Below are 26186 nucleotides of genomic sequence, written 5' to 3'. Positions count from 1 at the left end.
AAAAATGCCGCTCTTCATAACTTTTCCAATAATAGCGCTTAACCCGAATAAAGCACAAAGCCGCGCCAGATACTTGGCGCGGCTTTGTCATCTGTAATCCTCTTGCACTAATCATGCAGCCCGAACGATAGAAGGTCAGCAATAGGTTATTGGCGTAAAATGCCCCGGCTGCCCAGCAGCCCGGCGGCCGTGCGCAGCTGCAGGTGGTAGAGTCCGGCGGGCAGCGCGCGCACGTCCAGCGTTTGGCGCAGGCCGTCGGCGGGCACTACCTGCTGCTGCTCGCGCACCAGCCGGCCCAGGGCGTCGCGCAGCTTCACCGTCACCGGGGTGTCGGCGGGCAGCTCGGCCGTCACCGTCAGCTGCTCGGTGGCGGGGTTGGGGTAGGCGCTCCAGGCGGTAGCCAGCTGGCCGGGGCGGCTGGCCGTGGGCAGCAGCACGGTGGTGGTGGCCGTGTTGGTGCGCAGCGGGTCGTTGTAGTCGAAGGTGATGTGGGCGCAGCTGGGAATGATGGCGCCCGGCTGTAGGGTGCTCATCGGCAGCACCCGGAAGCGCACGAAACCCTGCGAGGCAATGACGTTGATGCTGCGGGGCGGCAGCTTGGCGTCAGCGAAGCACATCGTCAGTACGCCGGTGTGGCTGAGCATCCAGGTGCAGTTGTGCGACTGGGCAATGAGCTGCAGGCTGCCCAGTTGCAGGAGTTGTTTGCGCGCCTTGCTCAGCTGCGCCTTCGAGGTGCTTTCCTGGATGCCCAGCATCTCGCTGATTTCGGCGTGGGTGTACCCGTCAATGGCGCAGAGCAGGAGCCCCGGCCGGGAGCCGTCGGGCTGCCGCTCGATGAGGGCTAGCACCTCGGCCACGCTCAGCCGCTCCAGCGAGTCGGCCGCCAGGGTGGCTGGCTCGCTCACCTCGTCGAGCTGCAGCTGCTGGCGGCGCAGCTTGCCGCTCTGCCAGTGGTTGATGGCCGTCGTGACGACGATGCGCCGCACCCAGCCTTCCAGGGAGCCTTCGCCGCGGAACTCCGCCAGCCGCGTAAACACCTTCACGAAAGCATCCTGCAGGATGTCCTCGGCCTCGGCCTGCGAGCGGGCATAGCGGCGCGCCACGCTCAGCATCTTGCCGGCGTAGCGGGCATACAGCGCCCGTTGGGCCGCCGGCTCGTGCCAGAGGCAGCGGGCCAGCAGGTCAGGAAGGTCGGTGGAAGGCGGCATGCGAGGCGGGCGCCCGGGCAGGGCGTTCGGGGCGCAGGCAAGCCGACGGCCCAAAAGGCTGCCGGCCTCAGTCCGAATTTTTAAAAATAATCAACGCACACGGCAGCTCAGCCCAGAGCTAAGCCTAGTACCCCTCCTCAGCTGAGGCCAAGTATCAGAACGTCATTCAGAGCATTCTGCGCCTCAAGCAGAGACGAAGAATCTCGCGTGCTGACGCCGGCTAGTAATTTCTAGCTCTAACCTTTCAACCACCCCCAACCCGTCCTCCGCTGAGGAGGGGAACTAGCCTCTAGCCTTAGCTGGGTTCTGCCAGGGAATTGACTACCTGGCTCCGCGAAGCCGGCGGCCGGTTAGCTTTGCAGCTTCAGCTTCAAACCCTCCCGCTCGCGTGTCCCGCTTCTCCGTTGCCCTCCGCGCTCTTGCCAGCATCGTGCGCACTCCCTCGCTGCTCACCGTGGTAGTGGCCGCCGACGAGCAGCAGTGGCAGCGGCAGGCCCTGCGCCACGCCGGCCGCTGGCCCCTCACGGCCGCGGGCCTGCCGGTGGTGGCGCTGCCGGCCCTGCTGCCGCCCCAGGGCGACACGCTCCGGCCCTTTGCCTTCGGCGAAGGCGCTTCCCTGCCCACCGACTTGCTGCTGCTGCGCGCCCTGGTGCGCCGCGCCGGCTCGGCAGCCCGCTACTTCGAAATCGGGACTTGGCGGGGCGAAAGCGCGGCGGCCGTGGCCGAGCTGGCCGCCTCGGTGCACACGCTCAACCTGTCCGACGAGGAGCTGCGCGCCCTGCAGCTGCCCGAGGACTACATCGGCCTGCACGGGCACTTCTCGCGGCCCCTGCCCAACGTGACGCACCTGCACGGCAACTCCGCCTCGTTCGACTACCGCGGCCTCGGCCCCTTCGACGTGGTGTTTATCGACGGGGACCACCGCTACGAGGCCGTGCGCGCAGATACCGCCCGCGTGTTCCGGGAGCTGCTGCACCCGCAGTCGGTGGTGGTGTGGCACGACGCGGCCCGGCAGCCCGGGGTGCCCCGTTGGGAGGTGCTCAGCGGCATCCTCGACGGCCTGCCCGCCGATGCGCCCGGGCAGCTCTACGCCGTCGGCAATACCCTGTGCGCCCTCTACAGCCCCACGCCGCTGCCCGCCGCCCCGCCCGTGCGCTTCGCCGCCCCCGCCGCCTTCGAGGTGACGGTGCGGCCGGCGTAGAGGCGCACCGCCGGGCGGGCCTTGTCGAATGACGCGCCCGGTGCCCTGTGGCCACGAAAATATGTTTCGCGGTTACAGGCGCCAATGCGGCACCGCGCAGACGCCAGAACCCGCCTGTAGCCCAGCGCGAATAGTCAAACGGATAGGCTTTGCCCCAGATAGGCTACTGCCCCTTATTTCGGCCCGGCAGGCGCAGACCCGCTACGTCGCTGCGTTGGGGGAGCAGGGCTTGCAGCAGGCTCATGCCCGAGGCCCGCCGGAAGGCGCGCAGCAGCCAGAGGGTGGAGGCCAGGTAGCACAGCGAGGTAGCCAGGGCCGCGCCGGCCGGCCCGAAGCGCGGAATCAGCAGGGCGCAGGCGGCTACCGTCACGCCCAGGCCCAGCAGCGTGGCCAGGTTGTTGACGCGGTAGCGGGCCAGACCGGCAAAGTAGGCACTCAGCTGCATGGCCCCGCTGTAGGCCACCACGCCCGGCGCCAGCAACACGATGATGCGCTGGGCCCCGCCAAACTCCGGCCCGAACACGGCCTGCAGCAGCGCGGCCGGCAGCAGCGTGAGCACGGCCACGGCCAGGGTAGTCAGCAGCAGGGTCAGGCGCAGGGCGCGGGCGGTGCCCTGGGCGGCGGCCCGGCCGTCGGCGCGGTGAATGATGTCGACGTACTGCACCTGCGAGATGCTGCGCGGAATCAGCCAGATGGCCTCGGCCAGGGCCACGCCCACCGACAGCACCCCCACCGCCGCCGTGCCCGACCAGTCCTCGATGAGGTAGTAGCTGAGCCGGTAGTTGGCAAAGGCCACGATGTTGGAGAAGTGCGCCCCGCGGCTGTGGCGGGCAAGCTCCCGGGCCGTGGCGCGCCAGCGGCGCCGGGCCCCGCCGGGGCGGTCGGCCTGGCGCAGCAGGGCGGGCCAGGTCAGCAGCCAGATCAGCCCGAACATCAGCACGCTGGCGGCATAGTAGGCGGCCGGCTCGCGCCAGTGCAGTCCGAACAGGCCCACCAGCAGCCCACCGCCCAGCAGCAGGCCCTGCACCAGCGTGAGGGCGTTGAACAGCCGCTCGTGGCGCCGGCCCAGCAGCAGCAGCTGGTTGATGGAGCCGAAGGCCTGCAGCAGGGTGTTGGCCAGCAGAAAGGCCGCGTAGGCCGGGCCGGTGTCGCGCCAGAGCCACACGGCGGCGGTGCCCGCCAGGCACACGGCCGCGGCCCAGCAGTAGGCCGGCGCCAGCAGGTGCCAGAGGTTGCGCCGCGGCACCAGGTACATCAGCGAGGAGCCGCCCACCAGCCCGATAAACAGCAGCAGGGCCGAGGTATCCGTCACGAACAGGCTCACCTGCCCGCGCCCCGTCGCCCCCAGCCAGCGCGCCGTCAGCCACACGATGCCGAAGTTCAGCAGGGCCGAACCGAGGCGGGTGGTGAAGGTGAACAGGATGCGACGAATCAAGGCAGGAGGGCAGGGACAGAGGTGAGTGCGGCGGCAAAGCTACGAGCCGGCTTTTCGTTCAGCAGTCAACAGAACGTCATGTCGAGCCCCGCGAGACATCTCGCTCGATAGTAATTCCCTCGTTGAACGAAAAGGATACTATCTGGCATCAGCCCGCGAGATGTCTGGGTTCCTTGCTTGATGCGCGACATGCTCGACAGGACGTTCGGTGAAGACAGAACCTACCGCCCGCTTACGCCTCCTGCCCCAGGATCTGTCGGTACACGCGGCGGAAGGCCTGGCCCACGGCGGGGTAGCTGAAGCGGTTTTCGGCGGCGGCGCGCAGGATAGCCGGCTCGAAACGGCCGGGCGGGGCCTGCAGCACCGTGAGCAGGGCCTCGGCCAGGGCCGCTTCGTCGCGGGGCGGGACCAGCAGACCGCAGCGGCCGTCGGGCGGCAGCAGCTCGGGCACGCCGTTGACGCTGGTGGCCACGGCCGGCAAGCCGCTGGCCTGGGCCTCGATGAGCACGCAGGGCAGGTTCTCGTAGTTGGAGAAGAGCACGAAGGCCTCGGCCCGGCGCATTTCGGCGGCCACCTGCGGGGAGGTCAGCTTGCCCAGAAACTCCACCGTGCCGTCGGCGAGCAGGCCGAGGTCGGCGGCCAGTTGGTGCATGTCGGCCTCGGCGCGGCCGTAGCCGGCAATGCGCAGGTGCAAACCCAGCCCGGGGTGCTCAGCGCGTAGCCGCGCCACGGTACGCAGCAGCCCGCTCAGGTTTTTGGCCTGCTCGTTGAAAGCGGCCACGTTCAGCAGCCCGCGGCGCGGGGCCTCGGCCGCGTCGGGCAGGTGAAACAGCTCGGTATCGACTACGTTCGGAATGATGGTAGTGCGCGGGGCCACGCCGCCAAGCCGGGTCAGGTTCTGGCGCAAATCCTCCGACACGGGCGTGAAGGCCGCCGCTTCGCGCACCAGTAGCCCGGCCACGCGCTGCCGCAGGCGGCCCAGCTTCCACACGTTCTGGGGCGAGAAAATCGTCCAGTTCTCCGTTATCAGATACGGAATGCCGCGCCACTTCTTCAGCAGCAGGGCCAGGGCCGCCGGCCGCAGCAGGATGTGCGCGTGGATGATATCGGGCCAGGCGCCGCCCCAGTGCCGGCGCACCGCTTGCAGCCCCCTGCGCATGCACTCCAGCCACAGCAGCAGCTTCAGCAGCTTGTCCAGGGGTGCCCAGCCGGTGGGGTGGGCGCGGTAGTAGTAGCGCCAGGCGGGCACGGGCCCGCTCACGTCCGCTTCCACGTCAATCAGCCGGGGCAGGGGGCCGCGGGCCACCGCCGCAAACACCACCGCCGACTGCAGCGGGGCCTGCGCCGTGGCGGTGCGGGCCACCGCGTCGATGTGCCGGGCCACGAAGTCGCCGTCCTGGTCGTCGTAGCGTTGGGGAAACCACTTGGGCAGGTGCAGCACGCGCAGCGGCGAGGGGTGAGGCATGGGGCAAGGTGAGGCGGAAGCCGCAAGTTCGGCAATCCGGCAGGATTGAGGCCACTAGGCGGGGTAGCTTAAAGGCCGGCGCCAATGCAAGCGGCCCGCCTCCTTTCGGAAGCGGGCCGCCGCGCATGGTAATGATAGAGTAGCGGGGTAAAGTCGGAGCTTACTTGCTTACCTCGAAGCGCACGGCCTGCGAGGTTTCCTCGGTTTGCACCGCGGCCGTGTACAGGCCGTTTTTCAGCGTGGCGGGCAGCTCAATGTGCTGCTGACCGGCGCCCAGCTTCAGGTTTTCCTTCACCACGGCCACCGTGCGGCCGGTCACGTCCAGCACGCGCACCGTTACCGAGCCCGGGCGCTTCAGCTCGAAGCTCACCTTGGCGGCACCAGCCGCGGGGTTCGGGAACACGCCCAGGCCCTGCACCTGGTCCGAGGCCGACTTGGCAGCCAGCGTCTGGGCGGCCACGTTGTAGCAGGTCACCTGGGGGTTGAAGTTGGTCCAGCCGGCGGCCCAGTTGGTGGTACCGGCCGGGCCGAAGGCGCCGCGGTAGGCTACGTTGTCGAAGAAGCCACCAGCCAGCTTGGCATCGGCAAAGGCCGCGCCCGACACCAGCGGCGAGGCGGCCGGCAGCGTGAAGTTCGGGGCGTAAAACTGCTGGAAAACGAAGTTATCGGCGTTCAGACCCAAATCCGAGGCGTTGGTGTAGGTCGTGTTGGCGTTGCTCGTCCAGAAGCCGGCCACGTCGTAGGTGCCACCCGACTGCTGCGAGTAGGGGGTAGCCATGGCGGCCATGACGTTGTTTTTCAGCACCAGCGTACCGGCCGTGGCGTTGGCTTGGGTGGTCGAGCCGTCCAGGGTCAGGCCCTGGGGCCAGCCGCTGAATACCGAGTTGAAGATGGAGATGCTGGTGTTGCGCCGCAGGTGCATGGCCCGGGTGAAGTTGGCCGTGGCCCCGATGGGGTTCGGCAGGATGGCCGTCACGTTCGAGAAAACCGGGGCCGTGCGCGGCGTCAGCGTCGAGCTCTGCCCGTCGTTGTCCGACTCAAACGCGGTGGAGCCCGACACGTCGGCCGAGTTCGGGTCGCGCAGGGTCACGGCGTACTGCACCTTGCCGGTGAAGCCGAAGTCGGTGTCGAAGTCGTCGTCGGTGGCCGCAATGGCTACCAGGTGCTTGGCATTTACCGTGCCGCCGAACCACTCGAAGGAGTCGTCGCCGGAGTAGGCCACCTGCACGTAGTCGATGGTGGTGCCTGCGCCCACGCCGCCCAGGGTCAGGCCGTTGATTTCGGAGTTCGGCTGGAAGGCAATGCCCGGAAACTCAATGCGCACGTAGCGCAGCGTACCGGAGTTGTCGTTGGGGTCGGTGCCGCCGTACACGGCCTGCACCCCGCCCTCGATGGTGGGCGTACCGGCCTGGTTTATCGGGGCGCGGCCGCACAGAATCAGGCCACCCCAGTCGCCGCGGGCGCGCTGCCCGGCCGGCTCGTTGGAGGTAAATACGATGGGCTGGGTGGCCGTGCCGTTGGCCTCGATGCGGGCACCCTGCTTGATGATGAGCGTGCCCTTGGTCGATTTCTCGCCCTTGATGATGGTGCCCGACTCGATGGTCAGCGTCGCGCCATTCTCCACGTACACGAAGTCGCGGAGCAGGTACACGTTGTTGCGGGTCCAGGTGGTGTTGGTCGTGATAGTGCCCTGCACCACAATCGGGGCCGGGGCGGCCGGGCAAACAGCTTGGGCTACTGCGTCAGCAGTCGGCAGTACCGCGGCAGCGGCAGTGCAGGCCAGCAGGGCGGGAAGTAGAAGCTTTTTCATGGTCGTATCGCAGTGAAAAAAGAGGTCCGGTTTCGACGCTGCGAAGGTCCGAACGCAAAACGCCTACCCCGGCAGGGTAGGCGTTATGCTTTCGTTAGGCCCGTGTTACGTTATTGTTGGGCGCTTAGAAGTTGTAGGTCAGGCCCAGGGTGGAGTAGCGGCCGCGCAGGTAGTTGTTGAACGACACGCGCGGCTCGTCCTTGGTAATCTTGCCGTCCCGGTTCAGGTCGTAGTAGTAGCGGTAGCGCTGGTTCAGCACGTCCTGCATGCCGGCGCGCAGCTGCAGGTGCTTGCCGATGCCCTGCGTCAGGGCCAGGTCCACCACGTGGCGCGGCATCTCGATGGAGGAGTAGTTCTGCGTCTGGTCGCCCACGAAGGCAATGCGCTGGCCCACCACGTTGTACTGCGCCGAAACCTGGGTTTTGTGCTCGTCGTCCTGATAGAACAGGCCGGCGTTGACCACGTAGGGCGCCTGGCCCTGCAGCGGGCGGTCGAACAGGGCAAAGCCCTCGGTGCTGGCGTTGCGCTTCAAATCCACCCGGCTGCGGATCAGCGAGGCATTCAGCACCACGCCCAGCTTCTGCAGGAAGGCGTTCTGGCTCAGCGTCGCGAATCCCTGGCGGGCTTCCAGCTCCACGCCGAGGTCGTAGGCCTTGGCCGCGTTCTGGTACTCCAGGTACAGCTGCGAGGTTCCCACCGACTGCGTCACCTGCTCGATGGCGTTGCGGAACTGCTTGTAGAACACGCCCACCGAAATCATTTCCGCCTTCGTGGGGTAGAATTCGTAGCGCAGGTCGGTGTTGTAGATGGTAGCCGTGCGCAGGTTCGGGTTGCCGGTGATGATGGCGTTGTTGCTGAAGTCGAAGTAGCTCAAATCAGCAATTTCGCGGAACTCCGGCCGGTTCACCGACATGCTGGCGCCCATCCGCAGCATGGAGCGCAGCGAGAAGTTGTAGGTGGCGTTCAGCGAAGGCAGCGGCACGGTTTTCAGCTCGCGGTACAGGCTGGCGTTGTTGGGCGTGCCCAGGTAGCGGCGGTTGTGCTCCACGCGCACCCCGCCCGAGAGGTTCAGCTTGTCCGACAGCGGCGCTACCACGCCCACGTAGCCGGCCAGCAGGGTGTTTTCGGCGTTGTAGGCCTCGTTGCCGCGGCCTTCCTCCAGCTTAAAGCCGTTGTTCGGGTCCAGGTTTTCCGGCGCGAAGATCTGCTCGATGGGCAGGGACAGAATGCGGTTGGCGCGGGCCTGGTCGCGGTAGAAGGCGCCCGGGTTGGCTACCACGTAGGAGAAGTAGCGCTGCTCGTAGCGGCGGTCCTTGCGCTCCGTGTAGAAGCCCACGCGCAGCTTGTACTCGCTGGCTTTGGTGGTGTCGCGGCCAGCAATGCGCCGTTCCCACTGCCCGCTGCCCATGTAGGTGTTTTCGCGCAGCTCAGAGAAGAAGCGGCTGGCGTCGAAGGGGTTGCCACCATTGGGTACCACCACCGTGAAGGGACGGTCGAAGCCGGTGGAGCGCACGCTGCGGTAGCGGCTGTAGTCGGGCTCGTCGCGGAATACGTAGTTGTAGCCGCCGGCCCAGCTCACCGTGCTGCGGCCGCTGCCGCCCACTTCGTGCGTGCCCTGCAGCTGCCCCGAGTAAATGGTGCGGCTCTGGTAGTGCAGCGCGTGGTCCTTGCGCTCCTGCTGGTCCACCAGGTCCTCGCCCTGGCGCTGAATCACCTCGTCGGTGCCGTACTGATTCAGGAAGTTGCGGAACTCCAGGCGGTTGCGGTCATTGAGGCGCACCTGCCAGTTGTGAATCACGCCCAGGCGCACGGCCGTTACCGAGCGCAGATCTTTGTAATCGTACTGCAGCGGGTAGGTCTTACCGATGGAATCGTAGGCCAGGGCGCGCTGCCGGCTCTGCACGTACTGCTCGCGGGTGTTGGAGTACGACACCGAGGTGACGTTGCTCAGGTAAGCCGAGCCGATTTCAAACTTGCGGTTCAGGCCCAGCGAGAGGCGGATGTCGGGCCGCGCCGTCGAGAGGGTGGGCGTCCACTGGTTGCGCAGGCGGGCCGAGGCTTCACCCACGTTGCCGGGCAGCTGCCGGTCGCCGCTGTCGAAGCCCAGCCAGTCGGTGCGGCTGGGGTTGCTGCGCTGGTAGCCGCCCTCGAAGGTGGTGCCCGAGCGGGCCCAGCCCGAGGCCGTGAGGCTGGTGGTGTTGTCGAGCACCGAGTTCTTGGTGTACACTTTCACCACCCCGCCGCCGAACTCACCCGGCAGCTCCGGCGAACCGGACTTGAAAATCAGCACCCGGTCGATAACCGAGGAGGGCAGCACGTCGAAGGAGAAGGAGCGCGTATCCACCTCGGCCGAGGGCGTCAGCGCGTCGTTGAGCAGCACCGTGTTGTAGCGCTCGGCCAGGCCGCGGATAACGATGAAGTTGTTGTTCTGAATGGTGACGCCCGGAATGCGCTTCACCACCTCGGCCGCGTCGCGGTCCAGGGACTTCACAATCTGGTCGTTCGACATCCCGCTCACGACCACCTCGCTCTTGCGCAGGTCCTGAATCAGGGCAATTTCCGTCCCGGTCTGGCGCTGGCCCGTGATTGTCACGTCGCTCAGCGAAATAGCGTTTTCCTCCAGCGTGCCGTTGAGCGTGGTTTTTTGGCCGGGCTTGACAACGATACCCGTAAACGTCAGGGCTTTATAGCCCAGGTTGGTAATCGTAATGCCGTAGGTGCCAGCGGCCAGCTTCAGCTCGTAGCTGCCTTCCACGTCCACGGGCGCCGCCTGCGTGGTGCCGGTCACCACCACCGTGGCACCGATGACCGCCTCCCCGGTTTTTTTATCAAGGACTTTCCCCGTGAGGGTGCCTTGTTGGGCGAAGGTCAAGCTGCTGATAAACAACAGCAAAAAGAGTAAAAAAGAACGGCGCATAAGCGAGTTGCTGGTTGGCGCCGCAAAAGTATTTTGACCCTGTTACGCTAATGTGACGGGCGGATTATGCTTATGTTATTCCACATGTAACTAACTGAATATCTGAATTAGCTGTACTTTTGTCGCCCCGTTCACCAATCTGCCCCCATGCTGCTGTCCATGACCGGCTACGGCGTCGCCCAGCGCGAAACCGAGCATTACACCGTTGTAGTCGAAATTAAGTCGCTGAATTCCAAAGGTCTGGACCTTAGTCTGCGCATGCCCCGCTCCCTGGCGTCCAGCGAGCTGGAAGTGCGCAACCTCGTCGGCCGGCAGCTGGTGCGCGGCAAGGTCAACCTTTCCATCGATATCAGCCGGCCCACGGCCACCCGCTCCCGCGCCACCCTGAACCGCGAGGCCCTGACGGCCGCCTACCAGGAACTGCAGGCCGCGGCCCAGGAGCTGGGCGCCCCCACCGATAACCTGCTGGAGCTGGCCCTGCGCCTGCCCGGCGTGGTGCAGTCGCCCACCGAGAGCAGCGCCCCCAGCGAGGAGGAGCCCGCCCTGGCCTGGCCTGATCTGCAGCCCATCGTGCAGGAGGCCCTGGACCGGGCCGTGGATTTTCGCCGCACCGAGGGCCAGGCCCTGACCACCGAAATCCTCAGCTACATCGACCGCATCCGCATCCTGCTGGCCGACGTGGACCGCCATGACCCGACTCGCCTGGAGAACGTGCGCCGCCGCATGCACGATGGCCTGGCCGAGCTGACCCAGAGCGACCAGTTCAACCCCAGCCGCTTCGAGCAGGAGCTGCTCTACTACATCGAGAAGCTGGATATCGCCGAGGAAAAAGTGCGGTTGGTCAGCCATTTGCACTACTTCACCGAAACGGTGCACCTGCCGGAGTACAGCGGAAAGAAACTAGCGTTTATTTCGCAGGAGATTGGTCGCGAAATCAACACCATCGGCTCCAAGGCCAACGACTCAACCATTCAGCATTTGGTGGTTGGAATGAAGGAAGAGCTGGAAAAGATCAAGGAACAGCTCAATAATATTCTCTAAACGCAAAACTGTGTTTCTACATATATCGTAAGTGCAATTGAACATTCTCAATACAATCTGGCATAGCAGTATGCAAATGCTTGCCCGCAGGCACTGCAACTGCCACGGATGATGGAGAATGAGTCAAAAACATCGATTAAAGCCCGGAAACGCCGTTTTTACCGCTTTTGCTTGCGTCGTTGTTACTTGGACTAAATTATTTTTGTATAAAGTTCTTGTACAACCAGCTTTTCTTCCTAAATTGTGTTATCCAAACAGATAGGCCCCTGTCTACTTGGTAGTTAACCCAGAATGAATGTTCACCTTTTTTTGGCCCTGGTCATGAAGAAAGTTCTACTCGCCCCGTTGCTCTGCCTGGCAGTGCTGCTGATGGCCGCCCGGCCGTTTGCCGAAGTGGAGCTGATCAAGAAGCGCGTTCTGAGCGAACGGGTGGAAATCCTGATTCCGAAAGGTTTTGAGGTGATGAGCGAGCAGCAGATGGACTTCCTCTACGCGAAGTCGCAGAGCCGCCCGAGCGTCATCTACACCAACACCTCGCACGCCAGCCTGTCCTTCTCCTACACCGATAACACGGCGGACCAGGACATGGTGGACATGTACGCGGCCAACTTCATGAAGACCTACCGCAAGCAGTACTCTGATGCGACGTTCTTCTCGGATGGCGTGAAAGAAATCAACGGCCGCAAAGTGGGCTACATCGAGATGATGAAGCCCGAACTCGGCCACCAGGTTTACCAGCTGCTGTTCTTTACCGACGTGGAGGGCCGCCTGCTGATGTGCACCTTCTCCTGCCCCGACCGCCAGAAGCCGGAGTGGGAATCGGTAGCCAAGCAGGTAATGGGTTCCTTGCGCAGCAACGGCTAAACAGCGCGGCGCCACCCGCCTGTTTTTCTACCATCCCGGAATCTTCCGCCTCCACCGCGGCAGATTCCGGGATGATTGTTTTTAGGACGGTCTATCTACACGGGGCTTTTGCTGCCGCTTAGTACCCGGCCGCCAGTGCCAGCCAGCAGCAGGCAGGCGCCGCAGAAACGTTCGGGTCAGGCCCGGGCTTTAGGGCCGGAACGGGTGCTCCAGGGTGCGGCAGTACGCCACCAGCAACTGGAACAGGCCTGTGAAGCCCGTCAGCGGCAGGGTCTCGGCGCGGTCGTGCACATCGTGGTAGTGAGTGGGGGCGCCGCGCATGTAGAGGAAGAAGGCCGGTACGCCCGCTTCGGAGAAGGGGTAGTGGTCGGAGTTGGCGGCGCGGCCGCGGGGTGCCAGGCTAGGCAGGTAATGGCCCGCCGCGTTCAGCTGTTCGAGCCGGCGGTATTCCAGCTCGTGCACCTTGCCATTGACCACGGTAGCGCCCTGCTGCCCGGTGCCTTCCAGATCGAGGTTGAGTAGGAAGCGGATGCTGGGAAGCGGTAGCAGCGGGTGCGCCACAAAGTAGCGGGAGCCAATCAGGCCTGCCTCTTCGGCCCCAAAGGCCAGGAACGCCACCGAATAGCGGGGGCGGTGGGCTGGCTGGGCGTAGTACGCGGCCAGCTCCAGCAGCATAGCCGTGCCGCTGGCATTGTCGTTGGCCCCCGGGAAATAAGCGCGGCGGCCCATGCGGCCCAGGTGGTCGTAGTGCGCCGTGAAAACCAGGAAAGAATCGGGGCGGGCGGTACCGGGCAGGTAGCCGACGACGTTCTGGGTAGGGTAGGCCTGCTGCAGCTTGGCCTCCACATCAAGGCTGATGGCGGCGGCCGGGGCAATGCCCGTCCAGCGGGCGGCCAGCACCTGCAGCTGAATCTGCCGGGCCTGGTCCGGCGCCAGCGAAGCCGTCAGCTTGCCGGGCACCAGCGTGAGGCGGGCAGCGGCCGAAGCCAGGTGCTCGGCAAACCCGGCGGGCAGGGTGCGCATCCGCTCGGCGTCGCGCTGGCGCAGCACTACGATGCGGCCCGTCAAGGGCTGCGCGAGAAAACGCTGCCCGGCGGCTTCGTTGGTGAATATCAGCGAATCGAGGTAGACAGGCTGGCCCGTAAGCCGGCCGCCCCCGGAGCCGGGTTCAGCAATAAAGTCCCGACCTGGCACAAGCTCCTGCTTACCGGCGCGCAAGCTAAAGCGGCCCGGAAAGGTATTGACGTCGAGCGGAAAGGGCTGCTGGTAGTCGGGAGCCAGGGGCTGCAGGCCCAACTGGCGGAAGCGGCGCTGCAGGTAGGTGGCCGCCCGATGCTCGCCCTGGCGCACGTAGCCGCGGCCGTGCATGGCGGGGCTGGCCAACTCCTGCACGGTACGCCGGGCCCGGACGGTATCCTGCGCCTGCGCGGTGGCGGGCAGCAGCAATACGACCCAGGCGGCGGGGCTGGCGAAGCAACTTAACAGGCGGAGCGAGTAGGCCATAGTACGGGCATCAGGCAACGGCCGCCGGGGCGTCCCACCAGCGCCGGGTCAGGTGCATCAGGCCCACGCCGGCCACAGTGCCCAGCGCGTCGCTGATCATGTCGGTCCACTCGCCCATGCGGCCCAGCTCCATGAAGGTTTGCGTCAGCTCGATGAAGCCGCCCAGCAGCAGGCACACGACGAGCGTCCACAGGAAAGCCCGGCGGCGCAGGCTCGGGAAGAGCCGTTGCCACCGGGCTGCCAGGATGTAGAGTACGGCCGTTACGACGAACATGCCCGCGTGGGCGGCCGTGTCGAAGGACAACAGCTCCCAGTGGGGCAGGGGCGGTAGCTGGTCGAGCGGGCTGAGCGTGCCCCAGAGCATGAAGGCCGTCCAGGCAAAAGCGAGAAAGGCCAACAGAAACCGGACCACGGCAGCCAGCGGAATTAGGCGCCTACCAGCTCGCCGTAGGCCTCAGCCGACAGCAAATCGGCCAGCTCAGCCTGGTCGGCAATGCTCATTTTGATCATCCACCCGTCGCCGTAGGGGTCGGAGTTGACCAGCTCGGGCGAGTCGCCGAGCTTGGGGTTGACTTCCTGCACGGTGCCGCTGATGGGGCTAAACAAATCCGACACGGTTTTAACGGCTTCCACGGTGCCAAACACCTCGTCGCGGCTCACGTCCTTGTCCAGCGAGTCGATGTCGACGTAAACGATGTCGCCGAGCTCTTTCTGCGCGAAATCGGTGATGCCCACGTAGGCTACATCACCTTCGATGCGGATCCACTCGTGCTCTTTGGTGTACTTCAGGTCGGCGGGGAGGTTCATATCGGGCAAGCGGGGAGGTTTGGGGTGTATGCCGGCAGACCGGCGGCCAAAGGTACGCAAAGGGGAAATTGCGCGGGGGGAATTTGTGCGCGGAAATGCGCCAGCAGGGCCGGTTCAGGGTTTGGCCCGAGGGCCCCGTTTGGCGCGGCCCGGCCGAACGGAGCCTGAAGCAGCGGCCGGGGCTTGCGCGGGCGTCATAGCAAACGGAGGGCGGACAGTCAATCACATCTTTTGAAGCGTCTGTCATTCAAATGCTTGTGGTTTTGCTGCAACGCCGGGCCAACGTTGCGGCCGGGCTGGCATCCTGTTAGGAAAGCTTCCTCCAAACAAGCCATCCAGCCATGAAAAACCTGCTTTTGCTGCTCGGGGCCGCCCTTAGCCTCACCGCCACGGCCTGCCACGACCGGCCCGAGACCGAGCCCCAGCCCGCTGCGGCGCCCCCGGCCAATTTCGCGTTTGCCCGCTCCTTATTATTACCCCAGCACCACGGCGTTCAGCGGCGTGAGCTACCCCACGCCGGATTTGCACGGGCACAGCTACCAGAACCCGCAGGGCCTGCACTTGCAGTTCAACACGCGCGACCGGCGCGAAACCATGTCTTTGTCAATCGACCGCTCGGCCTTGAGCACTGGTTTGCTGGGTACTTACGCGCTGCGCTCGGTGCGCGACAGCCGCCACCCCGCCGTGGCCCGCTACGGCTACAACTATAAGATAACCGATAGCGGCACGGCCGGCAGCTACTACACCAGCGACCTGTCGGAGCTGCAGGGGCAGGTGCGTATCACGGCCTACGACGCCGGGCGCCACCTGATCAGCGGCAGCTACGAAGTGCGCCTGCCCGACGAGAGTGACCCCACCGACTCGGTGCGCACGCGGGCCAATCAGCTGCGCTGCCGCCTGACGCTGGGCGGCAGCTTCGAGAATCTGCCGCTGGAGCCCTAGCTGCGGTCGGGGGGGTACTCAGAGGCGTGCGAACGGCGGCGGGGTTTTGATTCCGCTTAATTTCGCGCCAACTTGCTTAACGGCGGTGCCTTCAGTGGGCGCGGCCGTTAAGCATCTGATTTTCCCCCGCATGCTAAAAATAAACAAGGAAGACGCGCTTAACTACCACCAGCAAAACCCCGCCGGCAAGATTGAGGTGGTGCCCACCAAGCCCGTCAGCACCCAGCTCGACCTGGCCCTGGCCTACTCGCCGGGCGTCGCCGAGCCCTGCAAAGCCATTGCCCAGAACCCCGACGACGTCTATAAATACACCGCCAAGGGCAACCTGGTAGCCGTTATCAGCAACGGTACGGCGGTGCTGGGCCTGGGCAACATCGGGCCGGCCGCCTCCAAGCCGGTGATGGAGGGCAAGGGCGTGCTGTTCAAGAAGTTCGCCGGCATCGACTGCTTCGACATCGAAATCGACGCCACCGACCCCGAGGAGTTTATCCGGGTGGTGAAGGCTCTGGAGCCCACGTTCGGCGGCATCAACCTGGAAGACATCAAGGCCCCGGAGTGCTTCGCCATCGAAACCGCCTTGCGCGAGCAGATGAACATTCCGCTGATGCACGACGACCAGCACGGCACGGCCATTATTTCGTCGGCCGCGCTGCTGAGCGCCCTGGAAGTTGTCGGGAAGAAAATCGACGAGATTCAGGTGGTGGTGAGCGGGGCCGGCGCCGCCGCCGTGAGCTGCATGCGCCTGTACCTGGAGCTGGGCATGAAGCGCGAAAACATGGTGGTGTTCGACAAGGACGGCGTCATCAACCAGCAGCGCACCAACCTGGCCCCGCTGCAGATGCAGTTTGCCACCGAGCGGCCCGTCACCACGCTGGCCGAGGCTATGGAAGGCGCTGATTTCTTCCTGGGCCTCTCGGCGGCCAACGTGCTGGCGCCCGAGCTGCTGCTCACGATGGCCAAGGACCCTATCGTCTTTGCCCTGGCCAACCCCGACCCCGAAATTGCCTACGAGCTGGCTCTGAGCACCCGCGAGGACATCATCATGGCCACCGGCCGTTCGGACCACCCGAACCAGGTCAACAACGTGCTGGGCTTCCCCTACATCTTCCGCGGGGCCCTGGACGTGCGCGCCACCGAAATCAACGAGGCCATGAAGCTGGCCGCCGTGCACGCCCTGACGGAGCTGGCCAAGGAGCCCGTGCCCGACATGGTGAACAAGGCCTACGGCGACAATACCCTGAGCTTTGGCCGCAACTACCTGATTCCGAAGCCGCTCGACCCGCGCCTGATTACCACCCTGAGCCCGGCCGTCGCCAAGGCGGCCATGGAATCGGGCGTGGCGCGCATCCAGATTACCGACTGGCAGGGCTACGAGGACGAGCTGCGCGCCCGCCTCGGCGTGAACCAGAAGCTGATGAACCGCATCACCTCGCGGGCCCGCTCGGCGCCGAAGCGCGTGGTGTACCCCGAGGCCGATAACTACAAAATCCTCAAAGCCGCCCAGATTGCCCACGACGAGGGCATTGCCCTGCCCATCCTGCTGGGCCGGCGCGACCGGATTGAGAAGATTGCCCGCGAAAACAACCTCGACCTCGACGGTTGCCAAATCGTCGACGTCATCAACGACGAGGAAACCCGGCGCGACGAGTACGCCGAGCTGCTGTTCCGCAAGCGGCAGCGCAAGGGCATGACCCTGTATGAGGCCAAGCGCCTGCTGCGCGAGCGGAACTACTTCGGGGCCATGATGCTGGAAACCGGCGAAGCCGACGCCTACATCACCGGTCTGACCAAGGACTACGGCAAGAGCATTTTGCCCGCCTTCCAGATCATCGGGGTGGAGGACGGCGTGCAGCGCGCCGCCGGCATGTACATCGTGCTGCACCGCAAGGGGCCGTTCTTCTTCGCCGATACCACGGTAAACGTGGAGCCCACAGCCGAGCAGCTAGTGGACATCATCGGCCTGACGGCCCGGGCCGTGCGCTTCTTCGACACCGAGCCGCGGGTGGCCGTGCTGAGCTACTCCAACTTCGGCTCGAACACCGGCCCGCTGCCCGACAAGATGCGCCGCGCCACCGAGCTGGCCAAGCGCCGCTTCCCCGATTTGATTCTGGACGGCGAGATGCAGGCCAACACGGCCCTGAACCGCAACCTGCTGCAGGAGCACTACCCCTTCTCGGAGCTGGCCGAAAAAGGCGCCAACACCCTGATTTTCCCCGGTCTGACTTCCGGCAACATCGCCTACAAGGTGCTGCAGGAAATCGGGGGGGCCGAGGTTATCGGGCCGGTGCTGATGGGCATGCGCAAGCCGGTGCACATTCTGCAGCTTGGCGCTTCGGTGCGCGACATCGTCAACATCACGGCCATTGCCGTGTCGGACGCGCAGACTTACAATCAGCCGCTGTAATGGGGTCTTGGGAACTTAGGGGCTTGGGGTCTTGGGACGCGAAGCCCCTAAGCCTAAAAAGCCTTTCCCGCTATATAGAAGCACATTTTTGCTTCTGTGTATCCCCAGAAAAAGTTGTTTTTCGGGGATAAATTCGGTGGAGTCTGCTGTTGACTTTGACACCCAAATTGGCTAGGCCCTAAGGTGAACAGACCGGCGGCCAAGTCCCCAAGACCCTAAGCTCCCAAGACCCCAACGCATGATTGCCTACCTCGACGGTAAACTCGCTTATAAAGACCCCACCCAAGCCATTATTGATGTGCAGGGCGTGGGCTACGAAGTAAAGATTTCGCTGGCTACCTACTCCAAGCTGCCCGCCGACGGGGAAAAGGCCAAGCTCTACACCTACCAGCACATCAAGGAGGACGGGCAGGCCCTGTACGGCTTCCTCGACCCGAACGAGAAGGCGCTGTTTATGCACCTGATTTCGGTGTCGGGCATCGGGCCGGGCACGGGCATCGTCATCGTCTCGTCGATGTCGGTGGGCGAAATCCGGCAGGCCATCGTGCAGGAAGACGTGCGCTCCATCCAGGCCATCAAGGGCGTAGGGCCCAAGACGGCCCAGCGCATCGTGCTGGACTTGCGCGACAAGCTGCGCAAGGATGAGTTGCTGGCCAAGGCCGGCGTGGACACCGTGCCGCTGGCTCGTCAGCACAATACAAACCGCGCCGAAGCGTTAGCCGCGCTAGTGACGCTGGGCTTTGCGCGGGCCGCGGCCGAGAAGACGTTGGATGGCATTCAGCAGAAGCACGGCAACGACCTGAGCGTGGAGGATTTAATTAAATTTGCTCTTAAGTCGAATTAGGTTTTCGCGGGCCGCAAGGCCCTTTCGTTTCTGCTTGCTTGACCACCGGTACTAAGTCCCTCACCACCCTTTCCTCCGTCGTTGTTGCGTCGATGCTGACGTGGTGGTCCCAGGCCGAACCGGCCGGAAAACCGTCGTTTGCCTTTTCGCAGCTCTGGAGCTGGATGAAAGCCCATCCGCACGCCCCGCTACTGGCCCCGCCGGATACTACCCGGCCGGTGCCCGGCGATACCGTGCGCTACCGGCCCGGCCGGCGCCCCCGCGTGGCCCCGCAGGACCGCAAAGGCAACTTCCTGACCGACCGGCAGCACCGCTCCCCGCTGATTTTGCCCTTGCCGGGCAACGTGAAGCGGGAAGTAACGCTGGGCGACTCCCTGGATTACGTGGACCTGGAGGAAAATGTTGGCGCCGACATCGACTTCCGCGACCCGGCCCGCCTGAGCTACGCCGAGTTTCAGAAGCTGCAGGAGCAGCAGGCCATCCGCAATTACTTCCGCAACAAGGCGGAGGGCGGGGTAGCCGGCGCGCCCGGCACCACGGTGGCCAAGCGCCTGATTCCGAAGATTTACCTGGCCCCGGGCCTGGGCCGCATCTTTGGCGGCGAGTTTATCGACATCCGGCCCAACGGCTCGGCCACGGTGTCGCTAGGCTGGCGGCAGAACTTCAACGACAACCCCAACCTGACGCTGCGCCAGCGCCGCAACGGGGACTTCAACTTCCAGCAGAACTTCAACCTGAACCTGACCGGGCAGATTGGGGACAAGCTGAAAATCCTCTTCAACTACGACACCCGGGCGGCTTTCGACTTCGAAAACCAGATCAAGGCCGATTTCACGGGCTACGACACCGACATCCTGCGCAAGGTGGAGATGGGCAACGTGTCGTTGCCGCTGAACAACTCCCTGGTGCAGGGCGGGCAGAACCTGTTCGGGGTGAAGACGCAGATGCAGTTCGGGCGGCTGAGCGTGACCAGCGTGGCCGCCCAGCTGCGCGGCACCGCCGACGAAGTGACCGTGCAGAACGGGGCCCAGTCGCGCAACTTCGAAATCAAGGCGTCGCAGTACGAAGCCAACCGCCACTTCTTCCTCTCGCACTACTTCCGCGACCGGTACGACGGGGTGCTGCGCAACCTGCCCACCGTGCAGAGCGGGGTGGAGGTGCGCCGCGTGGACGTGTACGTGACCAACGACAACCGCACCACCGAGACGCTGCGCAACGTGGTGGCGCTGCAGGACGTGGGCGAGCCGCGCCGCCTCTACCGGCGGCCCTTCGTGAAGCCTGGTCGCCAGAACCAGCCGGCCGACAACAGCGTCAACTCCCTGTTCGAAATCCTGCCGGCCACCAATTCAAGCAACCGCGACGTGCAGGCGGTGGACGGCTTCCTGCAGGGGCAGGGGCTGGCGAAAACCGTGGACTATGAGCGGGTGCGGGCGCGCAAGCTCGACCCGCGCGAGTACACCTTCAACGCCCAACTCGGCTACATTTCGCTGAATACGCCGCTACTGCCCGAGCAGGTGCTGGCCGTGTCGTACGAGTACGTGTTCAACGGCAAGTCCTACCGCGTGGGGGAAGTGGGCAACGACAGCTACGGCAACGTGGCCGACAACGGGGTGGTATTCCTCAAGCTGCTGCGCGCCACCAACCCCGGCGTGGACCTGGTGGACCCGCTGAGCAACGACCCGTCGATAAACCTGCCTTCGCCCACCAACCCGAATGGCAACGAGCGGCTGCTGACCGGCAACCTGCCCACCTTCGACCTGATGATGAAGAACATCTACGCGCTGAATGCCTCGCAGCTCAGCCGGGACCAGTTCCGCCTCGACATCATCTATAAGGACGACGTGACGGGCGTCGACATTCTCTCGCTCAAGGAAGGGCGGGAAAACATCCTGAAGAACATTCCGCTGACCCAGGTGCTGAACCTGGACAACGTCAACCCCAACAACGACCGGCCGGCCGACGGTAACTTCGACTTCCTGCAGGGCCTGACTATCGACCCGGAGCTGGGCAAGATCATCTTCCCGGTGGTGGAGCCCTTCGGCGCTTACCTGCAGAACAAGTTCGACCCGGCTACGGAGGAGGACTTGATTCGCAAGTACGTATACAACGAGCTGTACACCGAAGTACAGAGCGACGCGCAGCAGCGGCAGGAAAAGGATAAGTTCTTCCTGAAAGGCCGCTACGCCGCCACCGCCACCGACGAAATTACCCTGCCGGGCATCCGCATTCCGGAGGGCTCGGTGCGGGTGTACTCGGGCACGACGCTGCTCACCGAGGGCCAGGACTACCAGGTATTCTACGACCAGGCCAAGGTCAAGATTCTGAACGCCAGCTACCTGAACTCGGCCGCCGAGCTGCGGGTGGAGTTTGAGCGCGACGCCGTGGTGCAGGTGCTGCCCCGCAAGCTGCTGGGTACCCGCTTCGACTACAAGGTGTCGGACGACCTGAACTTCGGTAGCACGGTGATGCACCTGATTGAAAATCAGGCGCCGGGCATCAACCGCGTAAACGTGGGCGACGAGCCGAGCAACAACACCATCATCGGGCTGGACATGAGCCTGCGGCGCGAGTCGCGGGTGCTGACCAAGTACATCGACGCGCTGCCCTTCGTCAATACCAAGGCGCCTTCGTCGGTGGCCTTTAGCGGGGAAGTGGCGAAGTTTATCCCGGGCCGCTCGCGCCTGGGCCGTGGCGAAGACGGGGTGTCGTACCTCGACGACTTCGAAAACGCCCGCACGCCCTACACCCTGGGCAACAACAATACGACCAACCCCTGGCGCCTCTCCTCGACGCCGACGCCCTTGGGCGGGGATGCGCCCGGCCGCGCTTCGGCCGACCGACGCGCCAAGCTGGCCTGGTACACCATCGACCAGACCTACTTCACCAACGGACCCTCGAAGCCCGGTAATATTCGGCCCGAAACGCTGCTGAACCACTACACCCGCGGCATTACCCGGGCCGAAATCTACCCCAACCGCGACAACGGGGCGCTGGGCAACACCTACGAAAACACCTTCGACCTGGCCTACTACCCCAACGAACGGGGCCAGTACAACTACTCCCCGAACGTGGACCCGGCCTCGGGCGGGCGGCGGCTGTTGGGCGATGCGCGCCGCAACTACGGCGGCATCTCGCGCGAAATCACCTTCGACACCGATTTCGACAACGCCAACGTGGAGTACCTGGAGTTCTGGATGATGGACCCCTTCATCAAGAGCACCCGGAGCGGGCAGAGCAACATCGACGACTCGGAGAATACGCCGGTGGACGCCGGCGACAATAACGTGGGCGGGGAGCTGTACTTCAACCTGGGCTCGGTGTCGGAAGACGTGCTCAAGGACGGCGTGTACGAGTTCGAGAACGGCCTGCCCGACAACAACAACCTGCCCAAGGACCAGAACCCCGATCTGCAGACGACCGCGTGGGGCCGGGCCACGCGCCTACAGTTCCTGACCGACGCCTTCAGCACCGCCCCCGGCGGCCGTGACCTGCAGGACGTGGGCATCGACGGGCTGACCTCCACCGAGGAGCAGCAGTTCTTCAACACCATCCCGGGCTACGCCGCCTTCGATGACCCCTCGGCCGACAACTTCCTGCACCACCTCGACCCGTTCTACGACAGCAACGTGACCGGCGGCACCCAGATTCTGGGCCGCTACAAGAACTTCAACGGCATGGAGGGCAACTCGCGCACCAGCGGGACGCAAAGCTCCACCGCCTTCCCCGACAAGGAAGACCTGAACCGCGACAACGTCATTACCGACACGGAGCGCTACTACGAGTACCGCGTGCCGCTGCGGCGCGGGCAGCTGGAAGTGGGCAGCAACTACATCGTGGACAAGGTAACGAACCCCATCAACGGGGACGACGTGTCGTGGTACCTGTTCCGCATTCCGATTCGCGACCCCAACAAAGGCGTCGTGGGGGCCCCGGGCGAGTTTGGCTACAAGTCCATCCGCTTCCTGCGCATGTACCTCACCGGCTGGGACCGGCCGGTGGTAATGCGCTTTGCGCAGATGCAGTTCATTGCCAACCAGTGGCGCCGCTACCTGAACGTCATCACCCAGCCCGGCGCCCAGCCCTGCGTCAACTGCTCGACCGACGCCAACTCCTTCGCCATTTCGACGGTGGGCATCGAGGAAAACGGCGCTTCCACCGGCGGCGCTATTCCCTACGTGACGCCCCCCGGCATTGAGCGCGACCGGGAATACGGCTCGACGACCACCCTGCGCCAGCAGAACGAGCAGTCCTTGCGCCTGTGCGTGGAAGGCCTGAACGACGGCTTCGCCAAGGCGGCCTACAAGAACGTGAACCTGAACCTGCTGCGCTACAAGAAGCTCAAGCTGTTTCTGCACGCCGAAAGCGTGGACCCGAACCTGCGCGACAACCAAGCCCAGGGCTTCGTGCGCGTCGGTACCGACTACACCCAGAACTACTACCAGTACTCGCTGCCGCTGACCATCACGCGCAGCACCTCCACGGACCCCGAATCGGTGTGGCCGGCGGCCAACCGCGTGGAGCTGGACCTGGAAGCCTTCGTGAACCTGAAAGCCCAGCGCGCCCGCGCCGGGGCCAGCCTGCTGGTGCCCTACTCGACCACCTACGAAGTGAAGGGCAAAAACGGCGAAATCATCAGCACCGCCACCATCACGGTGGTCGGCAACCCCGACCTGAGCGCCTTGCAGGGCCTGATGATCGGGGTGCTGAACCCCTCCGACGGCGGCCAGGGCGCCGACCAGACGCTCTGCCTCTGGGCCGACGAACTGCGCGTGCAGGACTTCGAGAACCAGGGCGGCTGGGCCGCTACGGCCCGCTTCAACACCCGCCTGGCCGACGTGGCCAACATCACCGCTACCGGCTCGTTTACCTCCGTGGGCTTCGGCGCCCTGCAGGACCGTCCCTCGCAGCGCTCCATCGACAACATTGCCCGCGGCGACGTGAATGCGGCCATTGCGGCCGACAAGTTCCTGCCCGAGAAGCTGGGCCTGCGCGTGCCGGTGCTGCTGCAGGCCGGCATCGAAAGCCGCTCGCCCAAGTACGACCCGCTCGACCCGGACATGGAGCTGAGCAAGTCCCTGGAAAGCAAGTTTGCCTCCGACGGCGACCGGGCGAACTATAGGCGCGAAGTCACTGACCAGACGCGCAGTAAGTCGATAAGTCTGCTGAACGTGCGCAAGGAGCGCACCAACCCGGAGCGCAAGCCCAAGCCCTACGACATCGAGAACCTGGCGCTGAGCTACTCCCTCACCGAGCGTCTGCACACCGATATTCAGACCGACCGGGACTTCACGCGCACCTACACCGGGGCGCTGGCCTACACCTACCAGCCCACGCCGAAATCCTTCGCGCCGCTGAGCAAGGTGAAGGCCCTGAACTCGCCCTACCTGAAGCTGCTGCAGGAGCTGAACTTCACCCCGCTGCCCTCGCGCTTCGCCTTCCGCGCCGACCTGGACCGCCGCTACAACGAGCGGTTCCTGCAGCGCACGGCGGGCATCGGCGAAGTGCCCACCACCGACGGCATTCCGGGCGTGTTCCAGAAAAGCTTCTTCATCAACCGCATCTACGACCTGAAGTGGGATTTGACGAAGAGCCTGATTCTGGACTACACCGCCACCAACCGCAGCAGCGTGGACGAAGGCCGGGGCCGCACCATCGGCGACTCGGACGAGGCCCGGCGCAACCGCCAGTTGCTGAAAGATAACCTAGCCGAGGGCGGGCGCACCACCAACTTCAACCAGACGGTGGCCGTGACTTACCGCCTGCCCCTCGACAAGTTCCCGCTTACCGACTGGCTGTCGGCCGACGCGCGCTACGCGGCCAACTACAGCTGGCAGGCGGCCTCCACCGCCCTGCGCGCCCCCAACCCGACGCTGCTGCCCAACGGCACTTTCGACCCGACTGACACGGCTTCCACCAAGGTGAACGTGGGCAACACCATCCAGAACAGCCGCGACGTGAGCCTGAACGGCCGCATCGACCTGGTGAAGCTTTACAACAAGGTCAAGTTTCTCAACATCATCAATAACGCCCCGGCCGGGGGCGCGGCTGCCGGCAAGCCCGCCCAGAGCACCATGGACCGCCTGCGCCGCGGCCCCTCGGAGCTGGCCGGCGCCGCCGGTCAGGGTGCCAAAACCGATGCCCCGGCCGATACGGCCAAGGGGCCGGAGCTGAAGGTGCTCAAGGCCGTGCTTCGCTCCCTGATGACGGCCCGCTCGCTGAACTTCACCTTCACCCAGACCTCGGGCATGCTGCTGCCGGGCTACCTGCCCAAAACGCGCTTCTTCGGCCTGAACGACGACTTCACGGCCCCGGGCGTACCCTTCATCCTGGGCCAGCAGTACCAGCTGCAGGACCTGTACGACCGGGCCCGCCGCAACGAATGGTACACCGACCGCAGCGACCTGCTGAACACGCCGCTCAGCTCCCTGAAAACCCAGAACCTGCAGATTCGCACGTCGCTGGAGCCCATCCGCGACTTCAACATCCAGCTGGAGGCCAAGCAGCAGCAGGTGCGCAACCGCGAGGCGTTTTACCGCCTGGCCATCGACACGGTATCCTTGCTGCCGCTGCCCGGAGGGCAGCTGGCGCCGCAGCTGCCGTTGGGCTCGGGCTCGTTCAGCACCACGTTCTTCGCCCTGAATACCCTGTTCGGCGACCTGGACAAGGAGTACGTGTCGAAGTCGTTTAACCGCTTCGTGGAAAACCGCCAGACGGTGCGCAACACCCTGCAGAACGACAACACCGCGCAGAACGGCATCTACGGCTACAACTCGCAGGACGTGCTGCTGCCGGCCTTCCTCGACGCCTACCGTGGCCGCAGCTCCAACAGCTTCAAGTCGGAACGTTTCAACCCCTTCGGTCAGCTGCCCGTCCCGAACTGGCGCGTCGACTACAACGGGCTGTCGAACCTGGCCTTCGTGAAGCAGTACCTCCGCTCGGTGGCCATTACGCACTCCTATTCCTCGGAATACCAGATTCTGGGCTACACCACCTCCACGCAATACGGCAGCGAGCCGGATGGCTTGGCCACGGTAGTCAATCAGGACCGGCAGTATGTGCCGTACTACATCATCAACCAGGTGGTGATTACCGAGCGCCTGGCGCCGCTGGTGGGCCTGAACTTCCAGACCCTGGAGAAAGTGAACGGCCGCCTTGACTACGGCATTGACCGCAGCTTGGCTCTGAACACCACCAACGCTCAGGTGACGGAGCTGCGCAACAAGACGCTGACCGTGGGCTTCGGCTACACCACCAACCGCTTCCGCATTCCGTTCCGCATCAAGGGCGAGCAGCGGGTGCTGCGCAACGAGCTGAATGCCCGCCTCGACCTCTCCGTCCGCGACAACGTTACCATCCAGCACAGCATCGTGGACGTGGTGGCGCCTGCCTCCCGCACCGACGCGGGTGCCGTGGGCCGCCCCACCCGACAGGTAACCAACGGCAACCGCCAGTTCCAGCTGCGCCCGACCATCGACTACGTGGTCAACCAGCGCCTGAACCTGCAGTTCTACTTCACCCGCAACGTGTCGCAGCCCCGCGGCAATACCACCTCCTTCAAAAACGCCGCCACCGAAGGCGGCCTGCAGCTGCGCTACAGCCTTTCGCAGTAGGGCTGCGGAAGCCGGACGGATTTGTTGCCCAGCGGCTCCGCGTTCGGAGGGCAATCAGAGCCTGGATAGCGCGCAGTTCCGGCAACGGGGCTGCGCGCTGCTTTGTACCACCGATAATCAAGCCGGCCAGCGTTA

At 64.6% G+C, this 26186-nt stretch carries 15 protein-coding genes; 7 read left to right on the top strand and 8 right to left on the bottom strand.

Translation table 11 applies throughout. From position 1 onward, the window contains the following. Positions 1–146: 146 nt before the first annotated feature. Positions 147–1208: a sigma-70 family RNA polymerase sigma factor gene (locus EJV47_RS28030; protein WP_165903726.1), complete on the bottom strand. Its 1062-nt coding sequence runs from the start codon at positions 1206–1208 to the stop codon at positions 147–149. A 388-nt stretch (positions 1209–1596) separates the two neighbouring features. Here EJV47_RS28030 and EJV47_RS12250 point away from each other — a divergent pair, with 388 nt between their 5' ends. Beyond that, the gene (locus EJV47_RS12250; protein ID WP_165903725.1) at positions 1597–2409 is read left to right on the top strand and encodes a class I SAM-dependent methyltransferase; all 813 of its coding nucleotides are present in this window, start codon (positions 1597–1599) and stop codon (positions 2407–2409) included. Positions 2410–2572: 163 nt separating this feature from the next. Here EJV47_RS12250 and EJV47_RS12245 read toward each other — a convergent pair whose 3' ends face one another. The 4 genes from EJV47_RS12245 to EJV47_RS12230 form a co-directional block, all read right to left on the bottom strand. Then, complete coding sequence (locus EJV47_RS12245; protein WP_126693445.1) at positions 2573–3844, bottom strand: lipopolysaccharide biosynthesis protein; 1272 nt, start codon at positions 3842–3844, stop codon at positions 2573–2575. 232 nt (positions 3845–4076) lie between these two features. Continuing rightward, positions 4077–5309: a glycosyltransferase gene (locus EJV47_RS12240; protein ID WP_126693444.1), complete on the bottom strand. Its 1233-nt coding sequence runs from the start codon at positions 5307–5309 to the stop codon at positions 4077–4079. 160 nt (positions 5310–5469) lie between these two features. Then, complete coding sequence (locus EJV47_RS12235; RefSeq protein WP_165903724.1) at positions 5470–7119, bottom strand: T9SS type A sorting domain-containing protein; 1650 nt, start codon at positions 7117–7119, stop codon at positions 5470–5472. Positions 7120–7243: 124 nt separating this feature from the next. Then, positions 7244–10036: a TonB-dependent receptor gene (locus EJV47_RS12230; RefSeq protein WP_126693443.1), complete on the bottom strand. Its 2793-nt coding sequence runs from the start codon at positions 10034–10036 to the stop codon at positions 7244–7246. 147 nt (positions 10037–10183) lie between these two features. On the opposite strand from EJV47_RS12230, the gene EJV47_RS12225 reads away from it, so the two are divergent. Further along, the gene (locus EJV47_RS12225; RefSeq protein ID WP_126693442.1) at positions 10184–11077 is read left to right on the top strand and encodes a YicC/YloC family endoribonuclease; all 894 of its coding nucleotides are present in this window, start codon (positions 10184–10186) and stop codon (positions 11075–11077) included. Between the two features lie 321 nt (positions 11078–11398). Next, the gene (locus tag EJV47_RS12220) at positions 11399–11941 is read left to right on the top strand and encodes a hypothetical protein (protein ID WP_126693441.1); all 543 of its coding nucleotides are present in this window, start codon (positions 11399–11401) and stop codon (positions 11939–11941) included. Positions 11942–12130: 189 nt separating this feature from the next. Here the strand turns inward: EJV47_RS12220 and EJV47_RS12215 are convergent, their stop codons facing one another. The 3 genes from EJV47_RS12215 to gcvH are packed head-to-tail and all read right to left on the bottom strand — an operon-like array spanning position 12131 to position 14251. Further along, complete coding sequence (locus tag EJV47_RS12215) at positions 12131–13444, bottom strand: M28 family metallopeptidase (protein ID WP_126693440.1); 1314 nt, start codon at positions 13442–13444, stop codon at positions 12131–12133. Positions 13445–13454: 10 nt separating this feature from the next. Continuing rightward, on the bottom strand, positions 13455–13841 hold the full coding sequence (locus EJV47_RS12210; protein ID WP_126693439.1) for a VanZ family protein: 387 nt from the start codon (positions 13839–13841) through the stop codon (positions 13455–13457). 29 nt (positions 13842–13870) lie between these two features. Next, positions 13871–14251, bottom strand: a complete 381-nt coding sequence (gene gcvH, locus EJV47_RS12205; RefSeq protein ID WP_126693438.1) for a glycine cleavage system protein GcvH — start codon at positions 14249–14251, stop codon at positions 13871–13873. A gap of 456 nt (positions 14252–14707) precedes the next feature. Here gcvH and EJV47_RS12200 point away from each other — a divergent pair, with 456 nt between their 5' ends. From EJV47_RS12200 to sov, 4 genes are all read left to right on the top strand, one after another. Next, complete coding sequence (locus EJV47_RS12200) at positions 14708–15193, top strand: hypothetical protein (RefSeq protein ID WP_126693437.1); 486 nt, start codon at positions 14708–14710, stop codon at positions 15191–15193. Between the two features lie 130 nt (positions 15194–15323). Further along, entirely contained in the window at positions 15324–17597 is a 2274-nt protein-coding gene (locus EJV47_RS12195; protein ID WP_126693436.1) for an NADP-dependent malic enzyme, read from the top strand. Positions 17598–17835: 238 nt separating this feature from the next. Continuing rightward, positions 17836–18441 carry a Holliday junction branch migration protein RuvA gene (gene ruvA / locus EJV47_RS12190; RefSeq protein ID WP_126693435.1) on the top strand — a complete coding sequence of 202 codons (606 nt, stop codon included), beginning with the start codon at positions 17836–17838 and terminating at the stop codon, positions 18439–18441. Between the two features lie 38 nt (positions 18442–18479). Then, a complete protein-coding gene (sov, locus tag EJV47_RS12185) occupies positions 18480–26051 on the top strand; it encodes a T9SS outer membrane translocon Sov/SprA (RefSeq protein ID WP_243651132.1) in 7572 nt (2523 codons plus the stop codon). Positions 26052–26186 lie beyond the last annotated feature (135 nt).

The sequence above is a fragment of the Hymenobacter gummosus genome, from assembly GCF_003970915.1.
GTDB classification, from domain to species: Bacteria; Bacteroidota; Bacteroidia; order Cytophagales; family Hymenobacteraceae; genus Solirubrum; species Solirubrum gummosum.
This window is presented reverse-complemented; position numbering and strand designations above follow the sequence as displayed.

What these genes read in the sequence shown, in the direction of transcription:
- EJV47_RS12230 (WP_126693443.1), bottom strand. Translation starts at nt 10,036, where the DNA reads ATGCGCCGTTCTTTTTTACTCTTTTTGCTGTTGTTTATCAGCAGCTTG.
- ruvA (WP_126693435.1), top strand. Translation starts at nt 17,836, where the DNA reads ATGATTGCCTACCTCGACGGTAAACTCGCTTATAAAGACCCCACCCAA.
- EJV47_RS12195 (WP_126693436.1), top strand. Translation starts at nt 15,324, where the DNA reads ATGCTAAAAATAAACAAGGAAGACGCGCTTAACTACCACCAGCAAAAC.
- gcvH (WP_126693438.1), bottom strand. Translation starts at nt 14,251, where the DNA reads ATGAACCTCCCCGCCGACCTGAAGTACACCAAAGAGCACGAGTGGATC.
- EJV47_RS12215 (WP_126693440.1), bottom strand. Translation starts at nt 13,444, where the DNA reads ATGGCCTACTCGCTCCGCCTGTTAAGTTGCTTCGCCAGCCCCGCCGCC.
- EJV47_RS12235 (WP_165903724.1), bottom strand. Translation starts at nt 7,119, where the DNA reads ATGAAAAAGCTTCTACTTCCCGCCCTGCTGGCCTGCACTGCCGCTGCC.
- EJV47_RS12225 (WP_126693442.1), top strand. Translation starts at nt 10,184, where the DNA reads ATGCTGCTGTCCATGACCGGCTACGGCGTCGCCCAGCGCGAAACCGAG.
- EJV47_RS12220 (WP_126693441.1), top strand. Translation starts at nt 11,399, where the DNA reads ATGAAGAAAGTTCTACTCGCCCCGTTGCTCTGCCTGGCAGTGCTGCTG.
- EJV47_RS12240 (WP_126693444.1), bottom strand. Translation starts at nt 5,309, where the DNA reads ATGCCTCACCCCTCGCCGCTGCGCGTGCTGCACCTGCCCAAGTGGTTT.
- EJV47_RS28030 (WP_165903726.1), bottom strand. Translation starts at nt 1,208, where the DNA reads ATGCCGCCTTCCACCGACCTTCCTGACCTGCTGGCCCGCTGCCTCTGG.